Below are 21,982 nucleotides of genomic sequence, written 5' to 3'. Positions count from 1 at the left end.
AATATCGGCCCTTAAGACATCGCTAGGGCCGGGTGCAACAGTATAATGTCCACCGGCGCCGAGCTAGCGCAGCCCGGCCACACAACAGCGAGAATGCACCGATGAATCTAGCCACGCTGAACAATGGCCGCCCCGATGGTCAGCTCGTGGTCCTCTCGCAGAACCGTGGTCGCTATGTTTCGGCCGGCCGAGTCGCGCCCACCTTGCAGGCTGCGCTCGACGATTGGGACATGGCCGCGCCGGCCCTCTCAGCCCTTGCCGCCCAGCTCGATGCCGGCCAGATTTCCGGCCAACCCTTCGACGCCAATCGCGCCCTGGCTCCCTTGCCCCGCGCCTATCAATGGATCGACGGCGCCGCCTATCTCAACCACGCCGAACGCGTCCGCGCCCTCAAGGGCACCCGCGACGCCGATCTCGCCAATCGCCCCGTGCTCTATCAGGGCAGTTCCGACTCGCTCTCGGCCCCCACCGCGCCTATCATCACGCCCGAACCCGATCTGGCCCTCGATTTCGAAGCTGAAGTCGCCGTCATCATCGGCGCCGTGCCCATGCGCGCCACCCTGGAACAGGCCGCCGCCGCCATCCGCCTCGTCACCATCTGCAATGACATCTCGATGCGGCGCCTGGTGGCCAATGACCTGCAAAACGGCTTCGGCTTTTTCCACGCCAAGCCCGCCACGTCCTTTGCCCCCATCGCCACCACGCCCGCCGCCCTCGGCGCCGCATGGCGCGACAATCGCCTGCATCTCCCGGTCCGTTGCGAGGTCAATGGCGTGCTTTATGGCCAGCCCAATGCCGGCTCCGACATGTATTTCGACTTCGCCGCCCTCATCGTCGAAGCCGCACGCACCCGCGCCCTCGCCGCCGGCACCATTATCGGCGGCGGCACCATTTCCGTGCCCCATGAGGAAAGCCTACCCATCAAACCCAACGGCATCGGCTTTGCCTGCATTGTCGAAGCTCGCAATGTCGAAAAGCTCAAATACGGCCGTGCCCGCACCCCATTCCTTCAGCTCGACGACACCATCCGCATCGGCGCCATCGGCAGCGACGGCCAATCCGTGTTCGGCGATATCTTGCAAACCGTAGTGCTGCTCTAAAGCTTCATCGTCTTTCCCCCTTGACCGCCGCCACCACTACAGCCAAAGTCGCGCCCATGAAGACCAATGCTATTCAGATTAACGTCTGCATTATTACCTGCTAACCACTCGTTGGCGGCGCGGTCTTCTTCATCCTGATTTTCTGATACCCGAAGAGCCGTCAGCCAGCGCAAATCCGCATGGCCAGGAAGCCTTTTGATGACCTCGGGAACTCCGCTTAATCTTTACAATACGCTGACCCGCACCAAGGAACCCTTCGTTCCGCTGGATGCGGAAAATGTGCGCATGTATGTCTGCGGCCCCACGGTCTATGACTTCGCCCATATCGGCAATGCGCGGCCGGTCATCGTGTTCGATCTGCTGTTCCGGCTGTTGCGCCACACCTATGGCGCCAATCACGTCACCTATGTTCGCAACATCACGGACGTGGACGACAAGATCAACGCCCGCGCGGCCCGCGATTTCCCCGCGCTGCCGCTGAACGAAGCGATCCGTCGCGTCACCGAAAAAACCGGCCAGCAATATGCTGCCGACGTCAAGGCGCTCGGCACGCTCGAGCCCACCTATCAGCCCCGCGCCACCGATTTCGTGCTGCCCCGGCCCGATGGTAAGCCCGACATGGTTTCCCTCATCGAGCGCCTTATCGCCAATGGCCACGCCTATGCGGCCAATGGCGAAGTGCTGTTCGACGTCAAATCCATGCCCGATTACGGCCAGCTCTCCGGCCGCAATCTCGAGGACAATTTGGCCGGTGCCCGCATTGCCGTCGATGCCCACAAGAAGAATCCCGCGGATTTCGTGCTCTGGAAACAATCCAGCGCCGAAGAGCCCGGCTGGGAAAGCCCATGGGGCAGGGGGCGCCCCGGCTGGCATATCGAATGCTCCGCCATGAGCGCGGCCTATCTCGGTGAAGTCTTCGACATTCACGGCGGCGGGCTCGACCTGATCTTCCCGCACCATGAAAACGAAATCGCCCAGTCCCGCTGCGCCCATGGTACGCACGAAATGGCCCGCGTCTGGATGCATAATGGCTTCCTCCAGGTCGAAGGACAGAAAATGTCCAAGAGCCTGGGCAATTTCGTCACCATCAATGATCTGCTCGAAACTGGCACCATGGGCGGTCACGCCTGGCATGGCGACGTGCTGCGCCTGGCCATGCTGATGACCCATTATCGCGAACCCATCGATTTCTCGGTCAAGCGCCTCGAAGAAGCCGAAACCAAACTCCGCGACTGGCAACGCGCCGCCCGCGGCGCCGAATTGGCCAATGACGACGCCCCCGACGCCTCGGTCATTGCCGAACTGGCCGACGACCTCAATTTCCACCGCGCCAGCGTGGTGCTCGACGCCATCGCCAAAAAAGCCAATCGCGACGATGCCCGCGCCAGCCATTGCCTCGCCGCTACCCTTAGCTTCCTCGGCTTCAGCCTCGATAGCCTGCTGACCTCCGACGACGGCTGGGAAGAACCACCCCACATCGCCACCGCCATAGAAAACCGCCTCGCCGCCCTCAACGCCCGCGACTTCGCCAAAGCCGACACCATCCGCAACGAACTGTCCGAACAGGGCATCTCCCTGATGGACTACAAAGACCCCGAAACCGGCGAGCGCAAAACCAAATGGGAGAGCAAGAGGTGAAGGCCCCCTCATCCGGCCCTGCGGGCCACCTTCTCCCACGAGGGGAGAAGGAAGGCTCCGATGTTGCGGCAAGCTCCATCTTCCCTTCTCCCCTCGTGGGAGAAGGTGCCCAAAGGGCGGATGAGGGGGCCTTTGCGCGCGGCACACAGCGGCTGATCAAGTTCGCCAAGCAGATGCGGCGCAAGCCCACTGAGGCTGAGGCAAAAATGTGGGTGCTCCTGCGCAACCGCCGCTTTGCTCAGTTCAAGTTCCGGCGCCAGGTGCCCATGGGGCCCTATATTGCCGACTTCCTGTGCTTTGCTCCTAAGCTGATCGTTGAACTCGACGGTAGCCAGCATGCGGACAACGTTCGGGATCAAGCGCGAGACGCCGAGTTGCGGCGCCGTGGCTTCCACATCCTCCGCATCTGGAACAACGACATTCTCGCCCATCCCGACGCCGTCCTCGAAGCCGTGTGGGCTGCCTTGCATGAGGAGACCAGCCATGCCTCCCAATAGCTCCCATACCGGCGGCTGCCAGTGTGGCGCCGTGCGCTTCGGCGTGACCCGGCTGGGTCGCCCCTCGATCTGCCATTGCCGAATGTGCCAGAAGGCCTTTGGCAGCTTTTTTGGCCCGCTGGTCACCGCACATAATGCCGTCTGGACGCGGGGCGAGCCCAAATGGTTCCAGAGCTCCAATGCCGCCCGCCGCGCCTTTTGCGGCGATTGCGGCACCCCACTGGGCTACGAAACCCGCTTCGGCCTCGAACTTGCCATCGGCGCATTCGATGACCCCAGCGTCGCTGCTCCGCAAATTCAGGTGAACCTGGCCGATAAATTGCCCTTCTTCGACGGCCTCACCAGCCTGCCGGTCTCGACCCATCAAAGCGACGAGTGGCGCGATTTCCTGGCCGGCATCCATTCCAACCAGCACCCCGATCACGACACGGCCGATTGGCCACCGCAGAGGGAAGATTCATGACCGAAGCCTATCGCTATCTCGCCCGTAGCGGCGGCTGCCAATGCGGCGCCATCCGCTTCCACGCCGCCGAACTGCGCGACAATCCCCATGTCTGCTATTGCCGCATGTGCCAGAAAGCCATGGGCAATCTCTTTGCCGCCCTGGTCGGCGTGCGCCACCATCACCTCACCTGGACCCGCGGCGAGCCCGCCGAATTCATGAGCTCGGACCTGGCCGCGCGCGGCTATTGCCGCGATTGCGGCACCCCGCTCTATTATCGGGCCATAGGCGGTGAACATCTCTCCATGTCTGTCGGCGCTTTCGACGACCCCCACACCATCCCCATACTCTACCAGTTCGGCATCGAAGGCCGACATCCCTCTCTGCTGCACTTGCCTGCCATCGAGGAAGTGGGCACCACCGAAACCAACATGGTCGATGAAGTCGGTTTCATTCGCGAGACCAATCACCAGCATCCCGACCACGACACCGAGCGCTGGCCATGAACACGCCCGTCCTCACCGGCGGCTGCCAATGCGGCGCCGTGCGTTACGCGCTCGATCAGCAGCCGCAGAATGTCCATGTCTGCCACTGCCGCATGTGCCAGAAGGCTGTCGGCGGCCCGTTCGCCATCATCTGTCCGGTGCAGAAATCCGCCTTCCGGCTCACCCGCGGCACGCTCAGCTATTTCAACAGCTCCGACATTGCCCGTCGCGGCTTTTGCAATCTCTGCGGCACGCCGCTGACTTTCGAATATCCCGACGCCGATGATCTAGGTGTTCTGGTTGGAACGCTGGATGAGCCAGACCGCGCGCCACCGGAAAACCAATACGGCAATGAAAGCCGCGTCTCCTGGTACGCCGGATTGACGCAGGTTCCCGGCGACACGCCCACCTATGCGGGCAACCCCGAAATGCTCCACCGCATCAGCAGCAGCAATCACCAGCATCCCGACCACGACACAATGGTCTGGCCGGACCCCTCTTGAGTACTAAAATGCCCAAAGAACGCCTCTATATCTTCGACACCACCTTGCGCGACGGCGCCCAGACGGCCGGAATCGAGTTCTCGCTCGAGGACAAGATTTCCATTGCCGGCCTGCTCGAGCAATTGGGTGTCGATTATATTGAAGGCGGCTATCCCGGCGCCAATCCGGTCGATACCGAGTTCTTCGAGCACAAGCGCACCAAGCGCGCCAAGTTCACCGCCTTCGGCATGACCAAGCGGGCAGGGCGCTCTGCCGCCAATGATCCGGGCATTCAGGCCCTGCTCAATTCGCGCGCCGATGCCACCTGCTTTGTTGCCAAAACCTGGGATCACCAGGTCAAGACCGCGCTCGAAATCGGCCTCGACGATAACCTCGAAAATCTGCGCGACACCGTCGCTGCTGCCGTCGCGGCGGGCAAGGAAGCCCTGATCGATTGCGAGCATTTCTTCGACGGCTTCAAGAGCAATCCCGATTACGCCCTGTCCTGCGTCAAGACGGCGCTGGATGCCGGCGCGCGCTGGGTCGTGCTCTGCGACACCAATGGCGGCACCATGCCGTCAGAAGTTCGCGACATTGTCGGCAAGGTGCTGGCCGTCGCCCCCGGTGATCACCTGGGCATCCACGCCCATGACGATACCGGCCAGGCCGTCGCCAACACGCTGGCGGCCATCGAGGCCGGCGTGCGCCAAATCCAGGGCACGCTCAACGGCATCGGCGAGCGCTGCGGTAATGCAAATCTCATCACCATCATCCCCACCCTGGTGCTCAAGCCTCTGTTCGCCGACCGTTTCGAAACCAATATCGATGCGGCCCGTCTCGAACGGCTGACCCAGATTTCCCGGGCTTTCGACGACCGGCTCAACCGCGCGCCCCAGCGCCAGGCGCCCTATGTCGGCGCCTCCGCCTTCGCCACCAAGGCCGGCATCCACGCCTCCGCCCTGCTTAAGGATTTTTCCAGCTACGAGCATGTGCCGCCCGAAAGCGTGGGCAATGAACGCGCCATCATGGTCAGCCAGCAGGCCGGCAAATCCAACTTGCTGACCGCCTTGGCCCGCCACGATATCGTCCTCGCCAAGGACGATCCGCGCCTCGAAAAGCTGCTCGCCACCGTCAAGGAGCGCGAAGCGCGCGGCTATTCCTACGATGGCGCCGACGCCTCTTTCGCCGTTCTCGCCCACGAAGTGCTCGGCACATTGCCCAGCTATTTCACCGTCGAAAACTACCGCGCCAGCGTCGAACGCCGCCACAATGCCCAGGGCGAAGAGATCACCGTCACCGAAGCCGTGGTCAAGATCCGCGTCGCCGGTGAATTGCTGATGTCGGTGGCCGAAGGCAATGGCCCGGTCAACGCGCTCGATCTGGCCATGCGCAAGGACCTCGGCAAATATTCGTCCCGCATCGAGGATTTGGAACTGGTCGACTTCAAGGTTCGTATTCTGGACGGCGGCACGGGCGCGGTCACCCGTGTACTGGTCGAAAGCCGCGACGGCACTGGCGAGCGCTGGTATACCATCGGGGTTTCCCCCAACATCATTGATGCATCCTTTGAAGCTCTATATGAATCCATCACATATAAGCTGTTGAAGACTGAAGCGGCGCAGGGGACAACAGAAAAGGTGGCATAACCTGGTGGCGCAACGCGCCGCCTATTTCGTCCCGGAGGAAAAACTGGCCGATCCCACACCGAACCAACCCTTGGCTCTCACCCTTGGTGCAGCGGCGGTTACCCTTGTGGTTGTCATCGGCGTGTTGGCTGGCCCCTCCGTGGTCAGTTGCTTTAACGGCGAAGGCAATATGGGCCAGTGCCTGCGCGGCAAGATGACCGATGCCGGCATCCTGCCCAGCCAGAGCACGGCCCTTGCCACCCCCGAGCAAACAGCGCCGGAACCAACCGCCGCCACGCCTGCGCCGGATGCCACCGCGCCCCAGCCCGACGTGACCCCGCCAGCGGCCCCCGATGCCCCCAGCGATCTCATCTCCGCAACCTTCGGCCTGCTCCGCGCCGAGCCCGATGGCTCCGTGGTCATCGCCGGCAGCGGCACGCCCGGCAGCGAAGTCCAGGTTTTCTCCAATGGCGACCTGCTGGGCCAAACCACGGTCGAGCCCAGCGGCGACTGGGTCCTGGTGCCCGATGCCCCCATCCCGCCCGGTGGCACCGAGATCACTCTTGGCGAAGCCGGCAAGCCCGGCCAGTCGGCCGAAGCCTTCGTCGTCGTCATCAACCCGGACAAATCCAGCGAACCTCTCGTCGTCGCCAGCACCCCCGGCGCCGCCAGCGAAGTGTTGCAGGGCCTGACAACCCCGCCGGCCGGCCAAAGCACCGACGTTGCTACAGCCACCCCCGCGCCGGCCCCGGCCCAACCGGAGGCCACCGCGCCAACCAAGCAGCCAACCGCCGAACCAGCTCCAACCCAGCCCACACCGGCTCCCGGAGCGACCACGCCACCTGCAACGTCACAGCCAACAGCAGAACCCGCGGCTGAGCCGGCTACCACGGCGCAACAGCCCACCGCGCCAACGCCCGAAGCGCCAGCCGCAAACGCTGAAACAGCCGTCGCCGCTGCCACGCCTGCGCCGACGACACCCCCGACAGCCTCGGAACCCGCCGCCGTCGCCCCGCCGACCATCGACGCCATCGAAATCGAGGGCGACCGCACCTTCTTCGCCGGCGGCGGACCGGAAGGCGCCACCATGCGCCTCTATGTCGATGACACATTCATTGCCGACGCCACGGTCTCCGATGGCCGCTGGCTCGTTGAGGCCGGCAATGTGCTGACCAAGCCCAGCCAGCGCATCCGTGTCGATATGCTGCAACTGGGCTCCGCCCAGGTTGCCTCGCGCGCCGAAGTCGATTTCGTCGTCGACCTGCCGAAGGTCGAGCCTCCAGTTGCCGTGGCGCAGGCCGACCAGCCCGCGACGCCGGCCCCTGCGGCCGAGGCCAGCGCGCCTTCCCAACCGGCAGCGGCCCCAAGCGAACCTGCACAATCGCCCGCCAGCCAGTCCGCCGCGCCGGCGACCCCTACCGAGCCCAGCCCGGCCCAGCCCGCCGCATCGCCAACCGCGCCCGCAACGCCAGCACCGCCAACGGCGAGCGACGAAACCAGCGTCCCCACCATGGTGGCAACCGCTGTCGGTGACCCCGAAGCCGCACGCTTCGCCTCCGGCAAGGCCATCATCCGCACCGGTGACAACCTCTGGACCATCGCCCGTCGCGTCTATGGCGCCGGCATCAAATACACCACCATCTACGAAGCCAATAATGGCCAGATCCGCGACCCCGATCGCATCTATCCCGGCCAGGTTTTCGATCTGCCAAGCGCGGCGAACTAAGCAAACGCAATGGCCCGCTGAAAAGCGGGTCATTGAACTTGCGCCCGCGAACCCCATCTTCTATCGTAAATCAACGATCAAAAAAGCCGAGCTCGGATGCGCGACGACGATATTGCCACTCTCCTGCGGGCACTGGGCCATCCGGTGCGCCTCAATATCCTGCGCATCCTGGCGACGCAGCAGCAGGGGCAGTGCTGCTGCGCCGATGTCACCGAATCCTTGCCGCTGGCCCAGTCCACCGTGTCCCAGCACATCAAGGTGCTGCTCGATGCCGGGCTGATCACGCGCCAGCCGCGTGGCACGCGCAATTGCTACATTGTCCAGCATGATCGTCTGGCCGAACTGGGTGCCGCCTATTCCGGCATGCTCGCCGGCCTCACCCCCGCCAGCCCCAAACTGGAAGCAGAGCCGGCCTGATGACCACAGACAGCACGAACAAGAAGCCGTCCGTTAGCGCGGACGAAGGCTCGGTATTTTCCACGGTCAAGAACCTGTGGTCCTATATGTGGCCCGAAGACCGCCCCGATCTGCGCCTGCGCGTCGTGCTGGCCATTGGCGCGCTGCTGCTCAGCAAGGTCGCTACCACCTTCATTCCCTTCGCCTATAAGGGCATCATCGATAGCCTCGATGGCACCGCGCCCGATAGCGGCATCGTGCTGGGCCTCGCCATCCCCATCGTCCTGGTCATCGCCTATGTGCTGGGCAACATCTTCGACGCCGGCTTCCAGCAATTGCGCGACGTATTGTTTGCCAGCGTCGGCCAGAATGCCGTACGCAAGCTCGCTCTGCGCACCTTCCACCATCTTCATGCCATGTCGCTGCGCTTCCATCTGGCGCGCCGCACCGGCGGGCTGAGCCGCGTCATCGAGCGTGGCACCAAGGGCATTGAAACCATTGTGCGTTTCACCATGCTCAATATCGCCCCCACGCTGGTCGAATTCATCATCACGGCCGTGATCTTCGTCTGGATGTTCGGCTTCAGCTATCTGGGCGTGCTGGTGGTGATGATCTGGGGCTATCTCTATTTCACCATCAAGGCCTCGAATTGGCGGATTTCCATCCGCCGCGACATGAACAATTCGGACACCGATGCCAATGGCAAGGCCATCGATTCCCTGCTCAATTTCGAGACGGTGAAGTATTTCGCCAATGAGAAGATGGAAGCCGAGCGTTACGACGCCTCCATGGCCGGCTATGAGCGCTCCGCCATCCGTATCTGGACCTCGCTGGGCTTCCTCAATTTCGGCCAGGCGCTGATTTTCTACGCGGGCTTCCTCATTATCTCGGTCATGGCCATCAATGGCGTCATGAACCGGACGCTGACCCTGGGCGACTTCGTCCTGCTCAACACCTTCCTCATGCAGGTCTATCGCCCGCTGAACTTCATCGGTTTCGTCTATCGCGAGTTGCGTCAGGGCCTCACCGATATCGAGGAAATGTTCAAGCTGCTCGATCAGGCCCCCGAAATCGTGGACAAGCCCGACGCCAAGCCATTGGTCATTTCCGGTCCCGTCATCCGCTTCGACGACGTGACCTTCCACTACGATCCCGATCGCCCCATCCTCAAAGGCGTCAGCTTCGAAGTCCCCGCCGGCAAGACGGTCGCCATTGTCGGCCCCACCGGCGCTGGTAAATCCACCATTTCCCGGCTGCTCTACCGCTTCTACGACGTCACCGGCGGCGCCATCACCATCGATGGCCAGGATCTGCGCGACATCACCCAGGAAAGCCTGCGCTCGGCCATTGGCATGGTCCCCCAGGATACCGTGCTGTTTAACGACACGATCGGCTACAATATCCGCTACGGCCGCCCCGACGCCTCCGAGGAGGAAGTGCGCGCCGCCGCCGCCATGGCCCAGGTCGGCCCCTTCATCGAGACCCTGCCCAAGGGTTATGACACCCCGGTCGGCGAACGCGGCCTAAAACTCTCCGGCGGCGAAAAGCAGCGTGTCGCCATCGCCCGCACCATCCTCAAGGCCCCCTCGCTCCTCATCCTCGACGAGGCGACGTCAGCCCTCGATACCAAGACCGAGCGCGATATCCAGTCCGCCCTCGATGTGGTCTCGAAAAACCGCACCACGGTCGTCATCGCCCACCGCCTCTCCACGGTCGTCAACGCCGACGAAATCCTCGTCCTGCGCGACGGCGTCGTGGCCGAACGCGGCAACCACGTCGCCCTGCTGCAAAAAGCCGGCCTCTACGCCCAGATGTGGGATCGCCAGCGCGAAGCCACCGAAGCCGAAGAACAACTCCTGCGCACCGCCAACGACCCCGACGGCTTCGTCAAACGAGGCCTGCCTGCGGCGGAGTAGGGGCGGCACGACCTCATGGTTCGACAAGCACCATGAGGTCTACTCTTAAGCCTGGAGCCAATCAGTAGACCTCATCCTGAGCTTGTCGAAGGACGAGGTCGTGGCGCGTCCCTCGCCCACCCACAATGTCATTCCCGCGAAAGCAGGAACTTCTGTTTACTGCGCCAGGGCTGTAGCGACACTTGTCGCCAGGCAACGCGGCGGCCATAGTCCATCCATGCAGGATATATCGGTCATCCCCGCCACGCCGGACCAAAAACCGGTCATCGCCAATCTGATCCAGCTCTATCTCCACGACATGACCGAGTTCATGCCGTTCCGGTCGAGCCAGATGGTCGCTTCGCCTACTATTTCCTCGACCGCTTCTGGCGCTTCCCCTATCTAATCACGGCAGGCAACGAGATCGCCGGCTTCGCCTTGGTCATCGACGAATGCCCCTGACCGGCCGCAAACCATGCTTCTTCATGGCCGAGTTCTTCATTCTCAAAGCCTACCGAGGCAGGGGCACCGGCCGCGCCGCCCTCGCCACGATCCTCCCCAACCATCCGGGCAACTGGCACATCGCCACCCCCCTCGCCAACACCGCCGCCATCGCATTCTGGCAAAAGGCCGTGGCGCCACTGAACGCGGCGACGACCGACATCCAGTTCGAAGGCGACATCTGGCGGCTGAATGCTTTTGCCACCCCAGCCGCTAGCCCCAGATCACCTCGCCCGTCCGAGGAGAGGTATGCGCGCAGCGCTGGGTGAGTAGGGCGCGATGCCTCCGTGCTGGCTATGGTCTCGCGATCATCAAGCCTCGGGCGGCTCGTTCTCCGCTTCCCACTTCGCGAGCGCTCGATAGACCGATCCATGCCGCTCGATACTCGCCGCCATGAGCCGCTCCAACTCCGCTCGGGGAATACGTGCGACAGGGCCGGCAAGCGCCGCATATTGCTCCGGCGACAGCAGAACAGCCACGTCCTTGCCGTCGCTCTCGATATGCACCGGGCCGTCGACCGTGGCTACGATGGCCTCGTCTAGATCGGCCATGACCTGTTCCGCAGTCAGTCGCATCGTCCGGCCTCGCCAAGTTGCTGTCAGCCGTCACTATAACCCAAAACAAAAAGGCCCGCATTACTGCGGGCCTTTTCAACTCATTCCCTAACGGACATCACTCCGCCGCTTCGGGCCGGCTGACAATGGTCACGCCGTTCTTGTCCTTCTCGACCAGCCCTTCTTCCTTGCTGACGATGTAGCGCTTGGCGCCATCGGCGTCGGCGGGGATTTCGACGGCCATGCCATCGAACCCGGCCGGCACCGCGGTCTGCTTGCCGCCATTGCGCGCCGAGTTGATCATCTTACCAACCTGGCGGATGACCCAGCCGATCTGGCCCTTCATCACATGGGGGGCCACCACCATCACTGGCACCATGACCAGGGTCAGGGCGGTAGAGACGAAGAGGCCCGACACCAAGGCCGCCGACAGGTGGATGAACCACGAACCGGCCAGGCCGCCCACCACGATTTCGCGGCGGATGAAGTCGAACTCGACATTGAGCGCCATCGGAATAACGCCCAGCGCCGTCACGGTTGCCGTCAGCAGCACCGGCCGGACACGCTGGCTGATGGTCAGCAGCATGGCCTTGATCGGCTCCACCTTTTCGTCGCGGTTATAGTGGTTATAGGTGTCGATCAGCACGATGCCGTTCTTCACCACGATACCCGCCAGCGCCACGATGCCGAGGCCCGTCATGATCGCCGAGAAGCTCATCCCGGTGACCAGCATGCCGAGCAGCACCCCGCCCAGCGACATGATCACCGTGGTCAGCGTCACCAGCACCTGCCAGAAGCTGTTATATTCCAGCAGCAGGATGAAGAAGATCAGGAACATGGCGGCGCCGAACGCGGTGATGATGAACGCGTTGGTGTCGTCAACCTGCTCCGCCGCACCGCCATAGACGATCTTGACGCTCGAGGGGAAGTCCTGCGTTGCCTGCCACTGCTGCACCTCGGCCACCTTAGCCGCGGTGTCGAGGCCCGGCTCCAGATTGGCCGCCACATTCATCGAATAGAGCCCGTTGCGGCGCGAGATATTCGCCACTTTTGGCACTGCTGTGCGCTCGATGAAGTTGGAGACCGGCACCAGACCCTGCGATGTCACGATGCGCAGCGAGTCGAGGGCATCGAAAGTGCGCTCGCTTTCCGGCAGGCGGACCTTGATGTCGAGTTCGTCAGTGCTCGAGCCGTCATCCGGGCGGTAGGTGCCCAGCGTCACGCCGGAAGTCACGAGCTGCACATAGGGGCTCAGCTCGCGCACACCGATGCCATACTTGGCCGCTTCGACGCGATCGATCGTGACCTGCCAGTCGATACCGGGGGCAGGGCGGCCGTCTTCCACGTCGATGGCGCCACCCAGATCGTGCTCGATATAGTCACGCAGCTTGGCCACGGTCGGGGCGATATCGGCATAGACAGTGCCTTCCACCCGCAGGTTGATGGCCTTGCCGGCCGGCGGGCCGTTTTCCTGCGCCGCGATTTGCACTTCGAGGCCGGAAATATGGGCCACGCGCTCGCGGATGGCCTGGAAGATTTCCTCGGCCTTGATGCGTTCATTGTAGTTGATCAGCTGCAGGTCGAACGCGCCCACAGTGTCGGGCGGTGCCGACGCACTCATGCCATCGCCGCCGCTGCCGGTATTGACGAAGCGCATCACCACGTCCTGGATACCCTGTACCTGCAGGATTTCGGTTTCCACCTCCATCAGCAGGTCGCGGATTTCGGCCGGCGAGTAATTGCCGCGCGTGATCACGTTGACCGTGCCGAATTCGGGCTCTGAAGCCGGGAACGCCTCGGTGCCGGTCGGGTTCGACATGTAGGCGACGAACATCGCCGCCACCAGCGCAAAGCCGATGCCCAGCGTCAGGATCGGTTGATGCAGCAAATGCTCCATCGCCCGCACATAATAGCCGGTAATGCCGCCAACCTTTTTGGGGTCGAACTTGTCGGCATACATCACAACGTCGGCGGCTTCCTTGTGCTTCTCGTCGATATGGCTCGACGCGATGAAGGCGCCGATGATCGGCATGAAAATCAGTGCGGAGACCAGCGAAGCCACCATCACCACGATCACGATGATCGGCAGATAGCTCATGAACTTGCCGATAATGCCCGGCCAGAACAGCAAGGGCACGAAGGCACCCAGCGTGGTGAAGGTGGCCGAAACCACCGGCACGAACATCTTCTTGGCCGCCAGGATGAACGCTTCCCGCTTGGAAACGCCTTCCTGCAGCTTTCGCTCGGCATATTCGACCACCACGATAGGGTCGTCCACCAGCACGCCCACCGCGAGCACCAATCCGAACATGATCATCATGTTGATGGTCATGCCCAGCATCTGCACCACGAGGAACGCCATCATGAACGAGATCGGGATCGACATGCCGATCATGATGGCCGGACGTACGCCAAGGGTGGCGACGCAGGTGATCAGCACCAGCGCCACGGCAGTCAGCACCGCTGCTTCCAGCGAGCGGAACAGGTTCTTGGTGGAGTCGGCCTGGTCGATCAGGAACGAGGTCTGCACGCCCTGCGGCCAGTCCTTGGTGAACTCCGCCGTCACGCGCCGCACTTCGTCGGACACATTGATGACGTTGGTCCCCAGCTTTTTGGAGACGCCCAGCGTGATGGCCGTCTGGCCGTTCACATGGGCATATTGGGTGGCGTCCTCAAAGGTGCGGGTAATGGTCGCCACGTCGCCGAACGTCACGACAGTGTCGCCCGAAGCCTTGAGGGGCAGGGTATAGACGTCCTCGACATTCTTGATCAGGCCCGGCACTTCCACGTTGAACGAGCCGCGGCCCGTGTCGAGCGTGCCGCCTGGGACCACCATATTGTTCTTGGCCAATGCGTCGAGCAGCTGCGTGGCGGTCAAATCGTAGGCTTCGAGACGATTTTGGTCGATGGTGACTTCCATCATCTCGTCGCGCTGACCAGAAATCGTCACGGTCTGCGCGTCGGGAATGCCCTCCAGCTCGTCCTGCAGGTCCTTGGCGCGCTGCACCAATTCGCGTTCGGGCACATTGCCATAAACCGCGACATAGATGACCGGAGTGTCGGTAAACGAGATTTCGCTGACGACCGGTTCCTTGGCCTCGGTCGGCAGGTCGGCGGATACACCCTCGAGCGCCGCGCGGATATCGTTCAGCGCGGTGTCCTTGTCGGCATTGACGTTGAATTCCAGGAACACCGAGGCGTGCCCGGTGGTCGCGGTCGAGGTATAGTTCTCGAGGTCGTCGATATCCTTGATCCGGTCCTCGATCGGCTTGACGAGCAATTGCTCGGCGTCGCGCGGCGACACGCCGGTCTGGGTTACCGAAACGTAGAAATAGGGGATGTCGATGGCCGGAAAACTCTCCTTGGGGAGGGTGACATAGGCCATCAGCCCCGCGCCGAGGAGCAGCACCATGACGGTGAGCACCACGCGCGGCATTCGCAGAATGCGTTCGAGGAAGTTGATCATGAAGCGGCCCCTCCGGCTGCAACGTTGGTAGCGGCCACGGTCTGGCCCTCAGTCACATATTCCTGGCCCACGGTGATCACGTCGACCGACGCGGGCAGCCCCATCACCCAGATGCCGTCACGCGTGTCGCTGACGATCTGCACCGGGTAGAACTTCACTTTTTCATCTTCCACGGTCCGCACCCCCAGAACGCCATCATCGCTGAGCGTCAGGACAGATTGTGGCAGTAGCTGCGCCGGAGCCGACCCCATATTGACGGTGGCCTGGGCGGTAACGCCGTCACGGATCGCGCCGTCGGGATTGGCGAATTCGATTTCCACCGGGAACGAGCGGGTCGCGCTGTCAGCGGTCGAAGCGATATAGGTCACCTTGCCGTCGGCGGTCTGGCCAGTCACCGTACGGATCGAGGCCGTTAGGTCCGTCTTGGCCAGTGCGATACGGGCTTCGGGAACCTGGCCCAGGAAGCGCATCGGGTCGAGCTGCACGATAGTGGCGCAGGGCGAGCCCATGGCCAGCATGGCGCCTTCCGAAACGATGGGGTCCTGCACCACGCCGTTCACCTTGGCGAGGATCCGTGTACGGTCGAGTTCGGCATTGGCATTGTCGAGCGCGGCCTGGGCCGAGCTCACATTGGCCTTGGCCGAAGACAGGGCCACTTCCACGGCCCGCGCCGTATTGGCGGCAGCCAGCCCACGATTGCGCAGGCTTTCATTGGTGTCATAGTCGAGTTGGGCCTGGTTCAACCCTGCATTGGCCTGCTCCAGTCCGGCTTCCGCCTGTGCCACCGCAGCGGCGCGGGTGCCCTGGTCCAGCGTGCAGAGCAGGTCGCCCACTTTGACACTCTGCCCCTTGACGATGTTGACTTCATCCACGATGCCGGCCGTTTCGGCCACAGCGGAAACGCTGGCCTTGGCGGCGGTGCGGCCGCGCAGCGGCACTTCGATGGACATCGGCTTGGCCACATAGGTGGTGGTGCGAACCGACTGCAGCTGCGTGGCCGTGCCCATTTCGGCTTCATTGCGCTGGGCAATGGTCAGGGCCGGGTCGACCGTCGTCGATGGTTCGTGATGCGCCAGCACGCCGGCATCGGCCAGTGTCGTCGCGATGGGGCCATGCTCCTGACCTTCGACCACCGAAACGATCGAACGCTCGCCCTTGCCCGGCCCGTTCCCGCCCATCACCAGAGTGCCAGTCGCCAGCCACAACCCGGCGCCAACCAGGATGAGCAAGGCAAGACCGTAAGAAAGCAATGCACGCATGAGTATTCGCCCCTCTATTCAGCCGCTTCTTTTTTCGGCTCGGCTCGCGCCATTGTGATCAGTTCGTGCATATGGGAGCGCAGGTGGTTCTCTGCAACCTCCATCATGGCACGCCCATAATTGATTACCCATGTCTCTGCAGCATTGGTGCCATGCTCTCCGAGAAACCCGTCAAGCATCTCCCGCTTGTTGGTGAACTCGTTGAGAAAATCGGTAACGCGTTCTTCCACCAGCTCTTGTGGCAAAAGATGTGCGTAACGCGCGAACAGCAAAAACGGGCTGCGGAACATGTTTGGTGCTAGCGGTTCGCTCAAATGATGTACAAAAGCGAGCCGTCCGGCTTCGGTAATGGAGTAGATTTTTTTGTCGGCTTGCCGTCCTGAGTCTCGCTGCGGCTGGTCACCAGCCCATCATCCTCAAGCTTGGCGAGCGCCGGATAGATCGAACCGAAGCTGGCCTCCACGAAATAGGCGCATTCGCCATCCGTGCACTGCCGCCTGATCTCGTAACCGGTCGCGTCCCCATTGTAGAGGATGGAAAGGCATAGGGTTCTGACGTTCATGTAGCTGCAGCTCCGCCGGCGTATATGCCGGATCGATATATGCCGGGGCTATATATGTCTGCTGAAGATTGCGCAAGCATTGCGAACGTGGAAGTCGCGCCGAACAGTTAAAGCCCTGCCAATGACCAGGGCAATTGCGCAGATTCAATACTTGTGACTATGCTTGCTGGAATAATAACTTAGTTCCAGAACGGGTAACCGCGCTGGCCTCCAACCTTGCGACAATAAGCCCGCACAATACCAAAGCCGGCAAGCCCCAATCCATCCCTCCCCTATCAGGGGGAGGCTAGGAGGGGGCACTCCGATGCCCTGATTCCTACCCCAGGATCGAGCTCATCTCCGCCGCCGCCCGCCGCGCCAGGTCGAGACTCGACGCTGCCACGAAATACGGATTCAAAAACCCGATATCGTGCTTGCCATAGCGCATGCGTTCGCCATCTAGCGTCACCACCGCGCCGCCTGCCGCCTCGAGCACGGCCTGTCCCGCCGCCGTGTCCCACTCGCAAGTCGGTGTAAACCGCGGATAAAGCTGCGCGTCGCCCCGCGCCAACAGGCAAAATTTCAGCGACGAGCCGACCGATACATCGCTCTCCACCGCAAAGGTCTCGCACAGACTCGCCAGCGCCGCATGCCCATGCGAACGGCTCGCCACCACCCGCATCGGCGCCGCCGTCGCCACCGAAATCACCCGCTTGCCCACCGCAATGCCGCTCGAGGTATCGCAGGCATAGGCCCCGCTCGCATCCCCGATAAAGGTTTCCCCGCTGACCGGCGCCAGCACCATGCCCATCACCGGCACGCCATGTTCCACCAGCGCGATATTCACCGTGAACTCGCCATTGCGCTTGATGAATTCCTTGGTCCCATCCAGCGGATCGACCACGAAATAGCGCTCGCCCAGCACGGGAATAATCCCCGCCGCGACGCTTTCTTCCCCCAGCACGGGAATGCCGGTGGGCCGCAGATAATCAAGGATCACTGCCTCTGCCGCAGCATCTGCCTCCGTCACTGGCGAACCATCCGACTTGGTCACCGCCGCAATCGGCCGGCTATAGACGTCCAAAATCAGCTTCGCCGCCGCAATGGCCGCCTGCAGCGACAGGTCCGTCAGCGATTGGTCCACCGCCGTCACCACGCTCATCGCGTTGCCTCGATCTCGACATCGAGGCCGAGATCGAGCGGCACCGCTGCCATGGTGATCTGGCTGGTCGAAATGAAATCGACCCCCGTCTCGGCAATCGAGCGCACCCGGTCCAGCTTCACCCCGCCCGAGGCTTCCAGTTTCGCCCGGCCTTTATTCAGCGCCACCGCCTGCCGCAGCAGGCCGTTGTCCATATTGTCGAGCAATACGATCCGCGCCCCCGCCGCCAGCGCTTCTTCCAGCTCGGCCAGGTTCTGCACTTCGATTTCGATCGCCACCAGATGCCCGGCAAATGCCTCGGCGGCCTGGTAAGCCGCCGTCACGCTGCCCGCAACGGCGATATGGTTGTCCTTGATCAGGATCGCATCATCCAGGCTATAGCGATGATTGGCTCCGCCACCGCAGCGCACCGCATATTTTTCGAAGGCCCGCAGCCCCGGCGTCGTCTTGCGCGTATCGCAAATCTGCGCGTCCGTGCCGGCCACCGCATCGGCATAAATCCGCGTCAGGCTCGCCACACCACTCAGATGATTGAGAAAGTTCAGCGCCACCCGCTCCGCCGACATCACCAGCCGGGCCGGCCCGCTCACGGTCGCCACCAGCCCTCCGGCGGCCACCCGGTCGCCATCCGACAGAGCAGGGGTGAACACCACCCCATCGCCCACCAGCCGAAATGCGGCCGCCGCCAGATCAAGCCCGGCAATCACCCCCGCCTCGCGCGCCGACAGGCTCGCCGTCGCTACCGCATCCGGCGCCAGTGTCGCCTGGCTGGTCAAATCCCCCGCCAGCCCCAGATCTTCCTCCAGCGCAGCGGCAACAGCGCGCTCCACCAGCAGGCGCGGCAAATGAGCAGGCAGGCGGGACGTAACGGGCATAGCGCGATCTCACTATAATGGCGCTGATGTACGCGCAGCGTGCATGCCATGCAAGTCAGCCGCGAAAGCGGTTACCGCAACAGGCTCTGCCCGCCATCGATCCAGATCGGTGTTCCCGTAATATGCTTGGACGCATCGGTGGCTAGAAACAGCACGGCATCGGCAACGTCCTGCGCCTTGCCCTTTTCGCCGCCAGTCAGCGGAATATCCCCATCGGGAAACTCCACCGGAATTTCGATCCGCGCGGTGTCCCGCTTCTCCGTATTGTCCGAAATCTCGCTCTCGATCGCCCCGGGGCAGATCGCATTGATGCGGATGCGCCGACTACCCAGTTCCAGCGCCAATTGCTGCACCAGCGCTACCTGTCCCGCCTTGGTCACCGAATAGGCGCTGGCGCCCGGCGTGCCAAAGCTGCGCGTGCCATTAATCGAGGAAATCACCACGATCGATCCGCCCCCCGCCGCTTCCAGATGCGGCACCGCATGATGGATCGTCAGGTAGGTGCCCCGTAGGTTCACCCGGATCGTGGTGTCCCATTCCTCCGGCGTCAGGCTTTCGATCGGCGCCCAGGCGCCATTGATCCCGGCATTGGCCACCACGATATCGAGCCGGCCATGCTTGTCGATGATCTCGCCAATCGCCCGCCGCATCGCCGCGTCGTCCGAAACATCGGCGGCGATAGCCTGCGCCTTGCCACCGGCCTTGGTGACTTCGGCCGCCGTCTGCTCGACTTCGCCGCCGGTCCGGCTCAGCGCAATTACCATCGCGCCCGCTGCGCCCAGCGTCAGCGCCGCCGCCTTGCCAATGCCCGATCCGGCGCCGGTCACCAGCGCCACCTTGTTCCGAAGTTGTTCCATCCGCGCCTCCTGTTACAGGAGCGCAACGCACGAAGGCGCGGATGGTTGGCGTCAATGCGCGATCTTGGCCGTGTGATCCGCCTCGATAATCCCTTTGGTCAGGCTCCCATTGGCCGGATAAAGCGGGATCAAACACGCCTGCAGCGCGTGATAAATATCCGGCTTGCCCACAAACAGGCGCGAGGTCGGCGTCAAATCTTCCTTGAGCTCGCTCAGCCAGCCGCCACGCGCATGGTCGATCATGTGGTTGTCGGCAAAGTCCCACAGCTTGCGATACCAGATCTGGAAATAATCGTCCCGGTCATAGGAAGTCAGGAACGACGCCGCCCCGATCCCCTCGGCCAGGGGCCACCACAGCTTTTCGCGCATCACGGGCTTATTGTCCCAGTCCAGCGTGTAGAAAAACCCGCCATGGACCTTGTCCCAGCCCAGGTCGATCGCCGCGCGGAACAGGTGCCGCGCCGCATCGGTCAGCCAATGCAGCCGCTTTTCCCCAAGCACCCAGAGCTGGATCAACAGCCGCGCCCATTCTAGCCAATGGCCCGGCGTGGTGCCGGCCGGCCGGAACATTTCATTGCCCAGATAATTCTTGTCGAGCACCCAGTTCTCGTCGAAATGCTCGGCCACCCGATAGCCCAGCGACGCTGCATGCTCGGCAATGATCAGCTTGGCAATGGCCTCGGCCTTGGTCAGATAATCCTTGTTACCCGTCGCCTCGAACGCCGCCATCAGCGCCTCGGTCATATGCATATTGGCGTTCTGTCCGCGATAGGGCAGGAGCTTGGACCAGTCCGAAGTATACTCGTCCTTCACCGCGCCCCGGCTCGCATCCCAGAAGCGCGTATTGATCACCTCGGTCACGTCCGCCAGCATCTGGTCGGCCAGCGGATGCCCCACCAGCTTGGCGCTGGATGCCGCAAGCAGCACGAAAGCATGCCCATAAGCCTGCTTGGACCCGTCCTTGACCCCGCCATTATCCAGCGACCACACATAGCCGCCGCGCCTGGTGTCGCGATGCTGGTTCCAGATATATTGCATGCCATGGTCCAGGATTTCCCCCGAACCCGGTCGCCCGATCAGGCTGCCGATCGCCGCGCAATGCACCATGCGCGTCGTGCCATGAATCTGCCGCGTCGAATTGGCGCCATCCAGCGGCTTGCCCGCATCATCCAGCTCGAAAAACCCGCCCTTGGGATTGAGCGACGCGGCTTCAAAAAAATCGAACAGATTATTGGCCTGCCGCATCAACCATTGCCGATGAAACGGACGCGTGTTCCACGGGCCCGAATTGGTCTTGGGAAGGGTATATTGGGCGTCGCTCATGCTGGCTCCGGTCTCGCCGCTGCTATTGGACGCTTGTATACGGGCGGAATAAGAACGTTGCAATTTCGATTGCAGGCCATCCCCTTGGCATTGCGCAGGATTGTGCCAGCCAACTACGCTTTCGCGTAAAACGCCTCGACCCGGCTCACTTCCTCCGCCGAGCCCAAAATCACCGGCACCCGCTGGTGTATCCCCGTGGGCTGCACATCCAAAATCCGCTCATGCCCGGTGGTGGACTTTCCACCCGCCGCCTCAACCAGCAGCGCCATCGGATTGGCCTCATACAGCAGCCGCAGCCGCCCGCCCTTGCTCACCGTCTCGCTATCGAGCGGATAAAGGAAAATCCCGCCCCGCATCAGGATGCGGTGGATATCGGCCACCATCGAGCCCACCCAGCGCATATTATAGCGCTTGCCCGCCGCCCCGGTTTCCCCGGCCACGTTCTCGGTGACATAGGCCTGCGTCGGCTTGTCCCAAAACCGCTCCCGCGCGGTATTGATCGCATATTCCCCCGACGCCACCGGCACTTTGACGCCGTCCAGCGTCAACACAAACTGCCCGCTGCCATCGAGCGTAAACACGCTCGTGCCCGTCCCAAAGGTCAGCACCAGGCTCGTCGCCGGCCCATAGGCTGCATATCCCGCCGCCAGCTGCGCCGAGCCCTTCTGCAACAAGTCGGGCTTCGTCGGATCGACCCCCAGCACCGAAAATATCGTGCCCACAGTGACGTTTACGTCAAGGTTTGAAGACCCATCCAGCGGGTCCGTCGCCACCATATAGCGACCCTGATTCTCCATATGAACGGCTTCATCCAGCTCTTCGGACACCAGAATCGAAACGTTGGCATTGGCACTTAAGTGCTTGAGCACAATATCGTTGCTGACGACGTCGAGCTCCTTCTGCGCCTCCCCCTGCACATTGGTATGCCCCGCCAGCCCAGTCTGCCCGGCAATCGGCGCCAACCGCAACACCGCCGCGATCTCCGCACTCGCCGCCGCCATGGATGCGACAACACTGGCGAGCTCCGGCGCCACATTCTGCGCAGCAAGCCATTGGGCGAGGGAAGTGGTCATGATGCTCTCATTCCTAAATCAGTTGGCGCCAGTGTGATGATGCCCCGCCCGGAGGCAAGGCCGACTTTCGGCTAGGCACGGCCCC

At 62.6% G+C, this 21,982-nt stretch carries 22 protein-coding genes; 12 read left to right on the top strand and 10 right to left on the bottom strand.

Going from position 1 to position 21,982, the window contains the following annotated elements; translation table 11 throughout:
* Positions 1-101: 101 nt before the first annotated feature.
* The 12 genes from N8A98_RS23115 (at position 102) to N8A98_RS23060 (ending at position 11,056) form a co-directional block, all read left to right on the top strand.
* Complete coding sequence (locus N8A98_RS23115; RefSeq protein ID WP_262168840.1) at positions 102-1,100, top strand: fumarylacetoacetate hydrolase family protein; 999 nt, start codon at positions 102-104, stop codon at positions 1,098-1,100.
* Positions 1,101-1,295: 195 nt separating this feature from the next.
* Positions 1,296-2,738: a cysteine--tRNA ligase gene (cysS, locus tag N8A98_RS23110; RefSeq protein ID WP_390888795.1), complete on the top strand. Its 1,443-nt coding sequence runs from the start codon at positions 1,296-1,298 to the stop codon at positions 2,736-2,738.
* Complete coding sequence (locus N8A98_RS23105) at positions 2,720-3,235, top strand: endonuclease domain-containing protein (RefSeq protein WP_262168837.1); 516 nt, start codon at positions 2,720-2,722, stop codon at positions 3,233-3,235. Before cysS ends, N8A98_RS23105 begins: the two co-directional genes overlap by 19 nt.
* On the top strand, positions 3,222-3,698 hold the full coding sequence (locus N8A98_RS23100) for a GFA family protein (protein ID WP_262168835.1): 477 nt from the start codon (positions 3,222-3,224) through the stop codon (positions 3,696-3,698). Before N8A98_RS23105 ends, N8A98_RS23100 begins: the two co-directional genes overlap by 14 nt.
* Positions 3,695-4,183, top strand: coding sequence for a GFA family protein (locus N8A98_RS23095; protein WP_262168834.1), 489 nt, complete (start codon positions 3,695-3,697; stop codon positions 4,181-4,183). Before N8A98_RS23100 ends, N8A98_RS23095 begins: the two co-directional genes overlap by 4 nt.
* The gene (locus N8A98_RS23090) at positions 4,180-4,665 is read left to right on the top strand and encodes a GFA family protein (protein ID WP_262168832.1); all 486 of its coding nucleotides are present in this window, start codon (positions 4,180-4,182) and stop codon (positions 4,663-4,665) included. The genes N8A98_RS23095 and N8A98_RS23090 overlap by 4 nt, the downstream gene beginning before the upstream one ends.
* A gap of 8 nt (positions 4,666-4,673) precedes the next feature.
* Positions 4,674-6,290 carry a citramalate synthase gene (gene cimA, locus N8A98_RS23085; protein ID WP_262168831.1) on the top strand — a complete coding sequence of 539 codons (1,617 nt, stop codon included), beginning with the start codon at positions 4,674-4,676 and terminating at the stop codon, positions 6,288-6,290.
* A gap of 4 nt (positions 6,291-6,294) precedes the next feature.
* Positions 6,295-7,995 (top strand): LysM peptidoglycan-binding domain-containing protein, encoded by a 1,701-nt coding sequence (locus N8A98_RS23080; RefSeq protein ID WP_262168829.1) that lies wholly within the window; start codon positions 6,295-6,297, stop codon positions 7,993-7,995.
* Between the two features lie 96 nt (positions 7,996-8,091).
* The gene (locus N8A98_RS23075) at positions 8,092-8,412 is read left to right on the top strand and encodes an ArsR/SmtB family transcription factor (protein ID WP_113123875.1); all 321 of its coding nucleotides are present in this window, start codon (positions 8,092-8,094) and stop codon (positions 8,410-8,412) included.
* Positions 8,412-10,307 (top strand): ABCB family ABC transporter ATP-binding protein/permease, encoded by a 1,896-nt coding sequence (locus N8A98_RS23070; protein ID WP_262168827.1) that lies wholly within the window; start codon positions 8,412-8,414, stop codon positions 10,305-10,307. The genes N8A98_RS23075 and N8A98_RS23070 overlap by 1 nt, the downstream gene beginning before the upstream one ends.
* 217 nt (positions 10,308-10,524) lie before the next feature.
* Positions 10,525-10,692 (top strand): hypothetical protein, encoded by a 168-nt coding sequence (locus N8A98_RS23065; protein WP_262168826.1) that lies wholly within the window; start codon positions 10,525-10,527, stop codon positions 10,690-10,692.
* 46 nt (positions 10,693-10,738) lie between these two features.
* Positions 10,739-11,056, top strand: coding sequence for a hypothetical protein (locus tag N8A98_RS23060; protein WP_262168824.1), 318 nt, complete (start codon positions 10,739-10,741; stop codon positions 11,054-11,056).
* A 42-nt stretch (positions 11,057-11,098) separates the two neighbouring features.
* Here N8A98_RS23060 and N8A98_RS23055 read toward each other — a convergent pair whose 3' ends face one another.
* From N8A98_RS23055 to N8A98_RS23010, 10 genes are all read right to left on the bottom strand, one after another.
* On the bottom strand, positions 11,099-11,338 hold the full coding sequence (locus tag N8A98_RS23055) for a hypothetical protein (protein WP_262168823.1): 240 nt from the start codon (positions 11,336-11,338) through the stop codon (positions 11,099-11,101).
* Positions 11,339-11,459: 121 nt separating this feature from the next.
* Positions 11,460-14,807, bottom strand: a complete 3,348-nt coding sequence (locus tag N8A98_RS23050; RefSeq protein ID WP_113123871.1) for an efflux RND transporter permease subunit — start codon at positions 14,805-14,807, stop codon at positions 11,460-11,462.
* Positions 14,804-16,066 carry an efflux RND transporter periplasmic adaptor subunit gene (locus N8A98_RS23045; RefSeq protein WP_262168820.1) on the bottom strand — a complete coding sequence of 421 codons (1,263 nt, stop codon included), beginning with the start codon at positions 16,064-16,066 and terminating at the stop codon, positions 14,804-14,806. The genes N8A98_RS23050 and N8A98_RS23045 overlap by 4 nt, the downstream gene beginning before the upstream one ends.
* Positions 16,067-16,080: 14 nt before the next feature.
* On the bottom strand, positions 16,081-16,356 hold the full coding sequence (locus tag N8A98_RS23040; protein ID WP_262168819.1) for a hypothetical protein: 276 nt from the start codon (positions 16,354-16,356) through the stop codon (positions 16,081-16,083).
* Between the two features lie 20 nt (positions 16,357-16,376).
* Complete coding sequence (locus N8A98_RS23035) at positions 16,377-16,628, bottom strand: PadR family transcriptional regulator (protein WP_262168818.1); 252 nt, start codon at positions 16,626-16,628, stop codon at positions 16,377-16,379.
* Positions 16,629-16,944: 316 nt separating this feature from the next.
* Positions 16,945-17,769: a 3'(2'),5'-bisphosphate nucleotidase CysQ gene (gene cysQ / locus N8A98_RS23030; RefSeq protein WP_262168816.1), complete on the bottom strand. Its 825-nt coding sequence runs from the start codon at positions 17,767-17,769 to the stop codon at positions 16,945-16,947.
* Positions 17,766-18,644 (bottom strand): carboxylating nicotinate-nucleotide diphosphorylase, encoded by an 879-nt coding sequence (gene nadC, locus N8A98_RS23025; RefSeq protein WP_262168813.1) that lies wholly within the window; start codon positions 18,642-18,644, stop codon positions 17,766-17,768. The genes cysQ and nadC overlap by 4 nt, the downstream gene beginning before the upstream one ends.
* Positions 18,645-18,715: 71 nt before the next feature.
* Entirely contained in the window at positions 18,716-19,501 is a 786-nt protein-coding gene (locus N8A98_RS23020) for an SDR family oxidoreductase (RefSeq protein WP_262168812.1), read from the bottom strand.
* A 51-nt stretch (positions 19,502-19,552) separates the two neighbouring features.
* A complete protein-coding gene (locus tag N8A98_RS23015; protein ID WP_262168810.1) occupies positions 19,553-20,824 on the bottom strand; it encodes an AGE family epimerase/isomerase in 1,272 nt (423 codons plus the stop codon).
* A gap of 113 nt (positions 20,825-20,937) precedes the next feature.
* Entirely contained in the window at positions 20,938-21,897 is a 960-nt protein-coding gene (locus N8A98_RS23010; RefSeq protein WP_262168809.1) for a class 1 fructose-bisphosphatase, read from the bottom strand.
* Positions 21,898-21,982: the final 85 nt, after the last annotated feature.

Origin of the sequence: Devosia neptuniae, from assembly GCF_025452235.1 — a bacterium.
In the GTDB taxonomy this organism is placed as follows: domain Bacteria; phylum Pseudomonadota; class Alphaproteobacteria; order Rhizobiales; family Devosiaceae; genus Devosia.
Note: the sequence above shows the minus strand (reverse complement) of the source record. Positions and strands in the feature narration are given on the sequence as shown.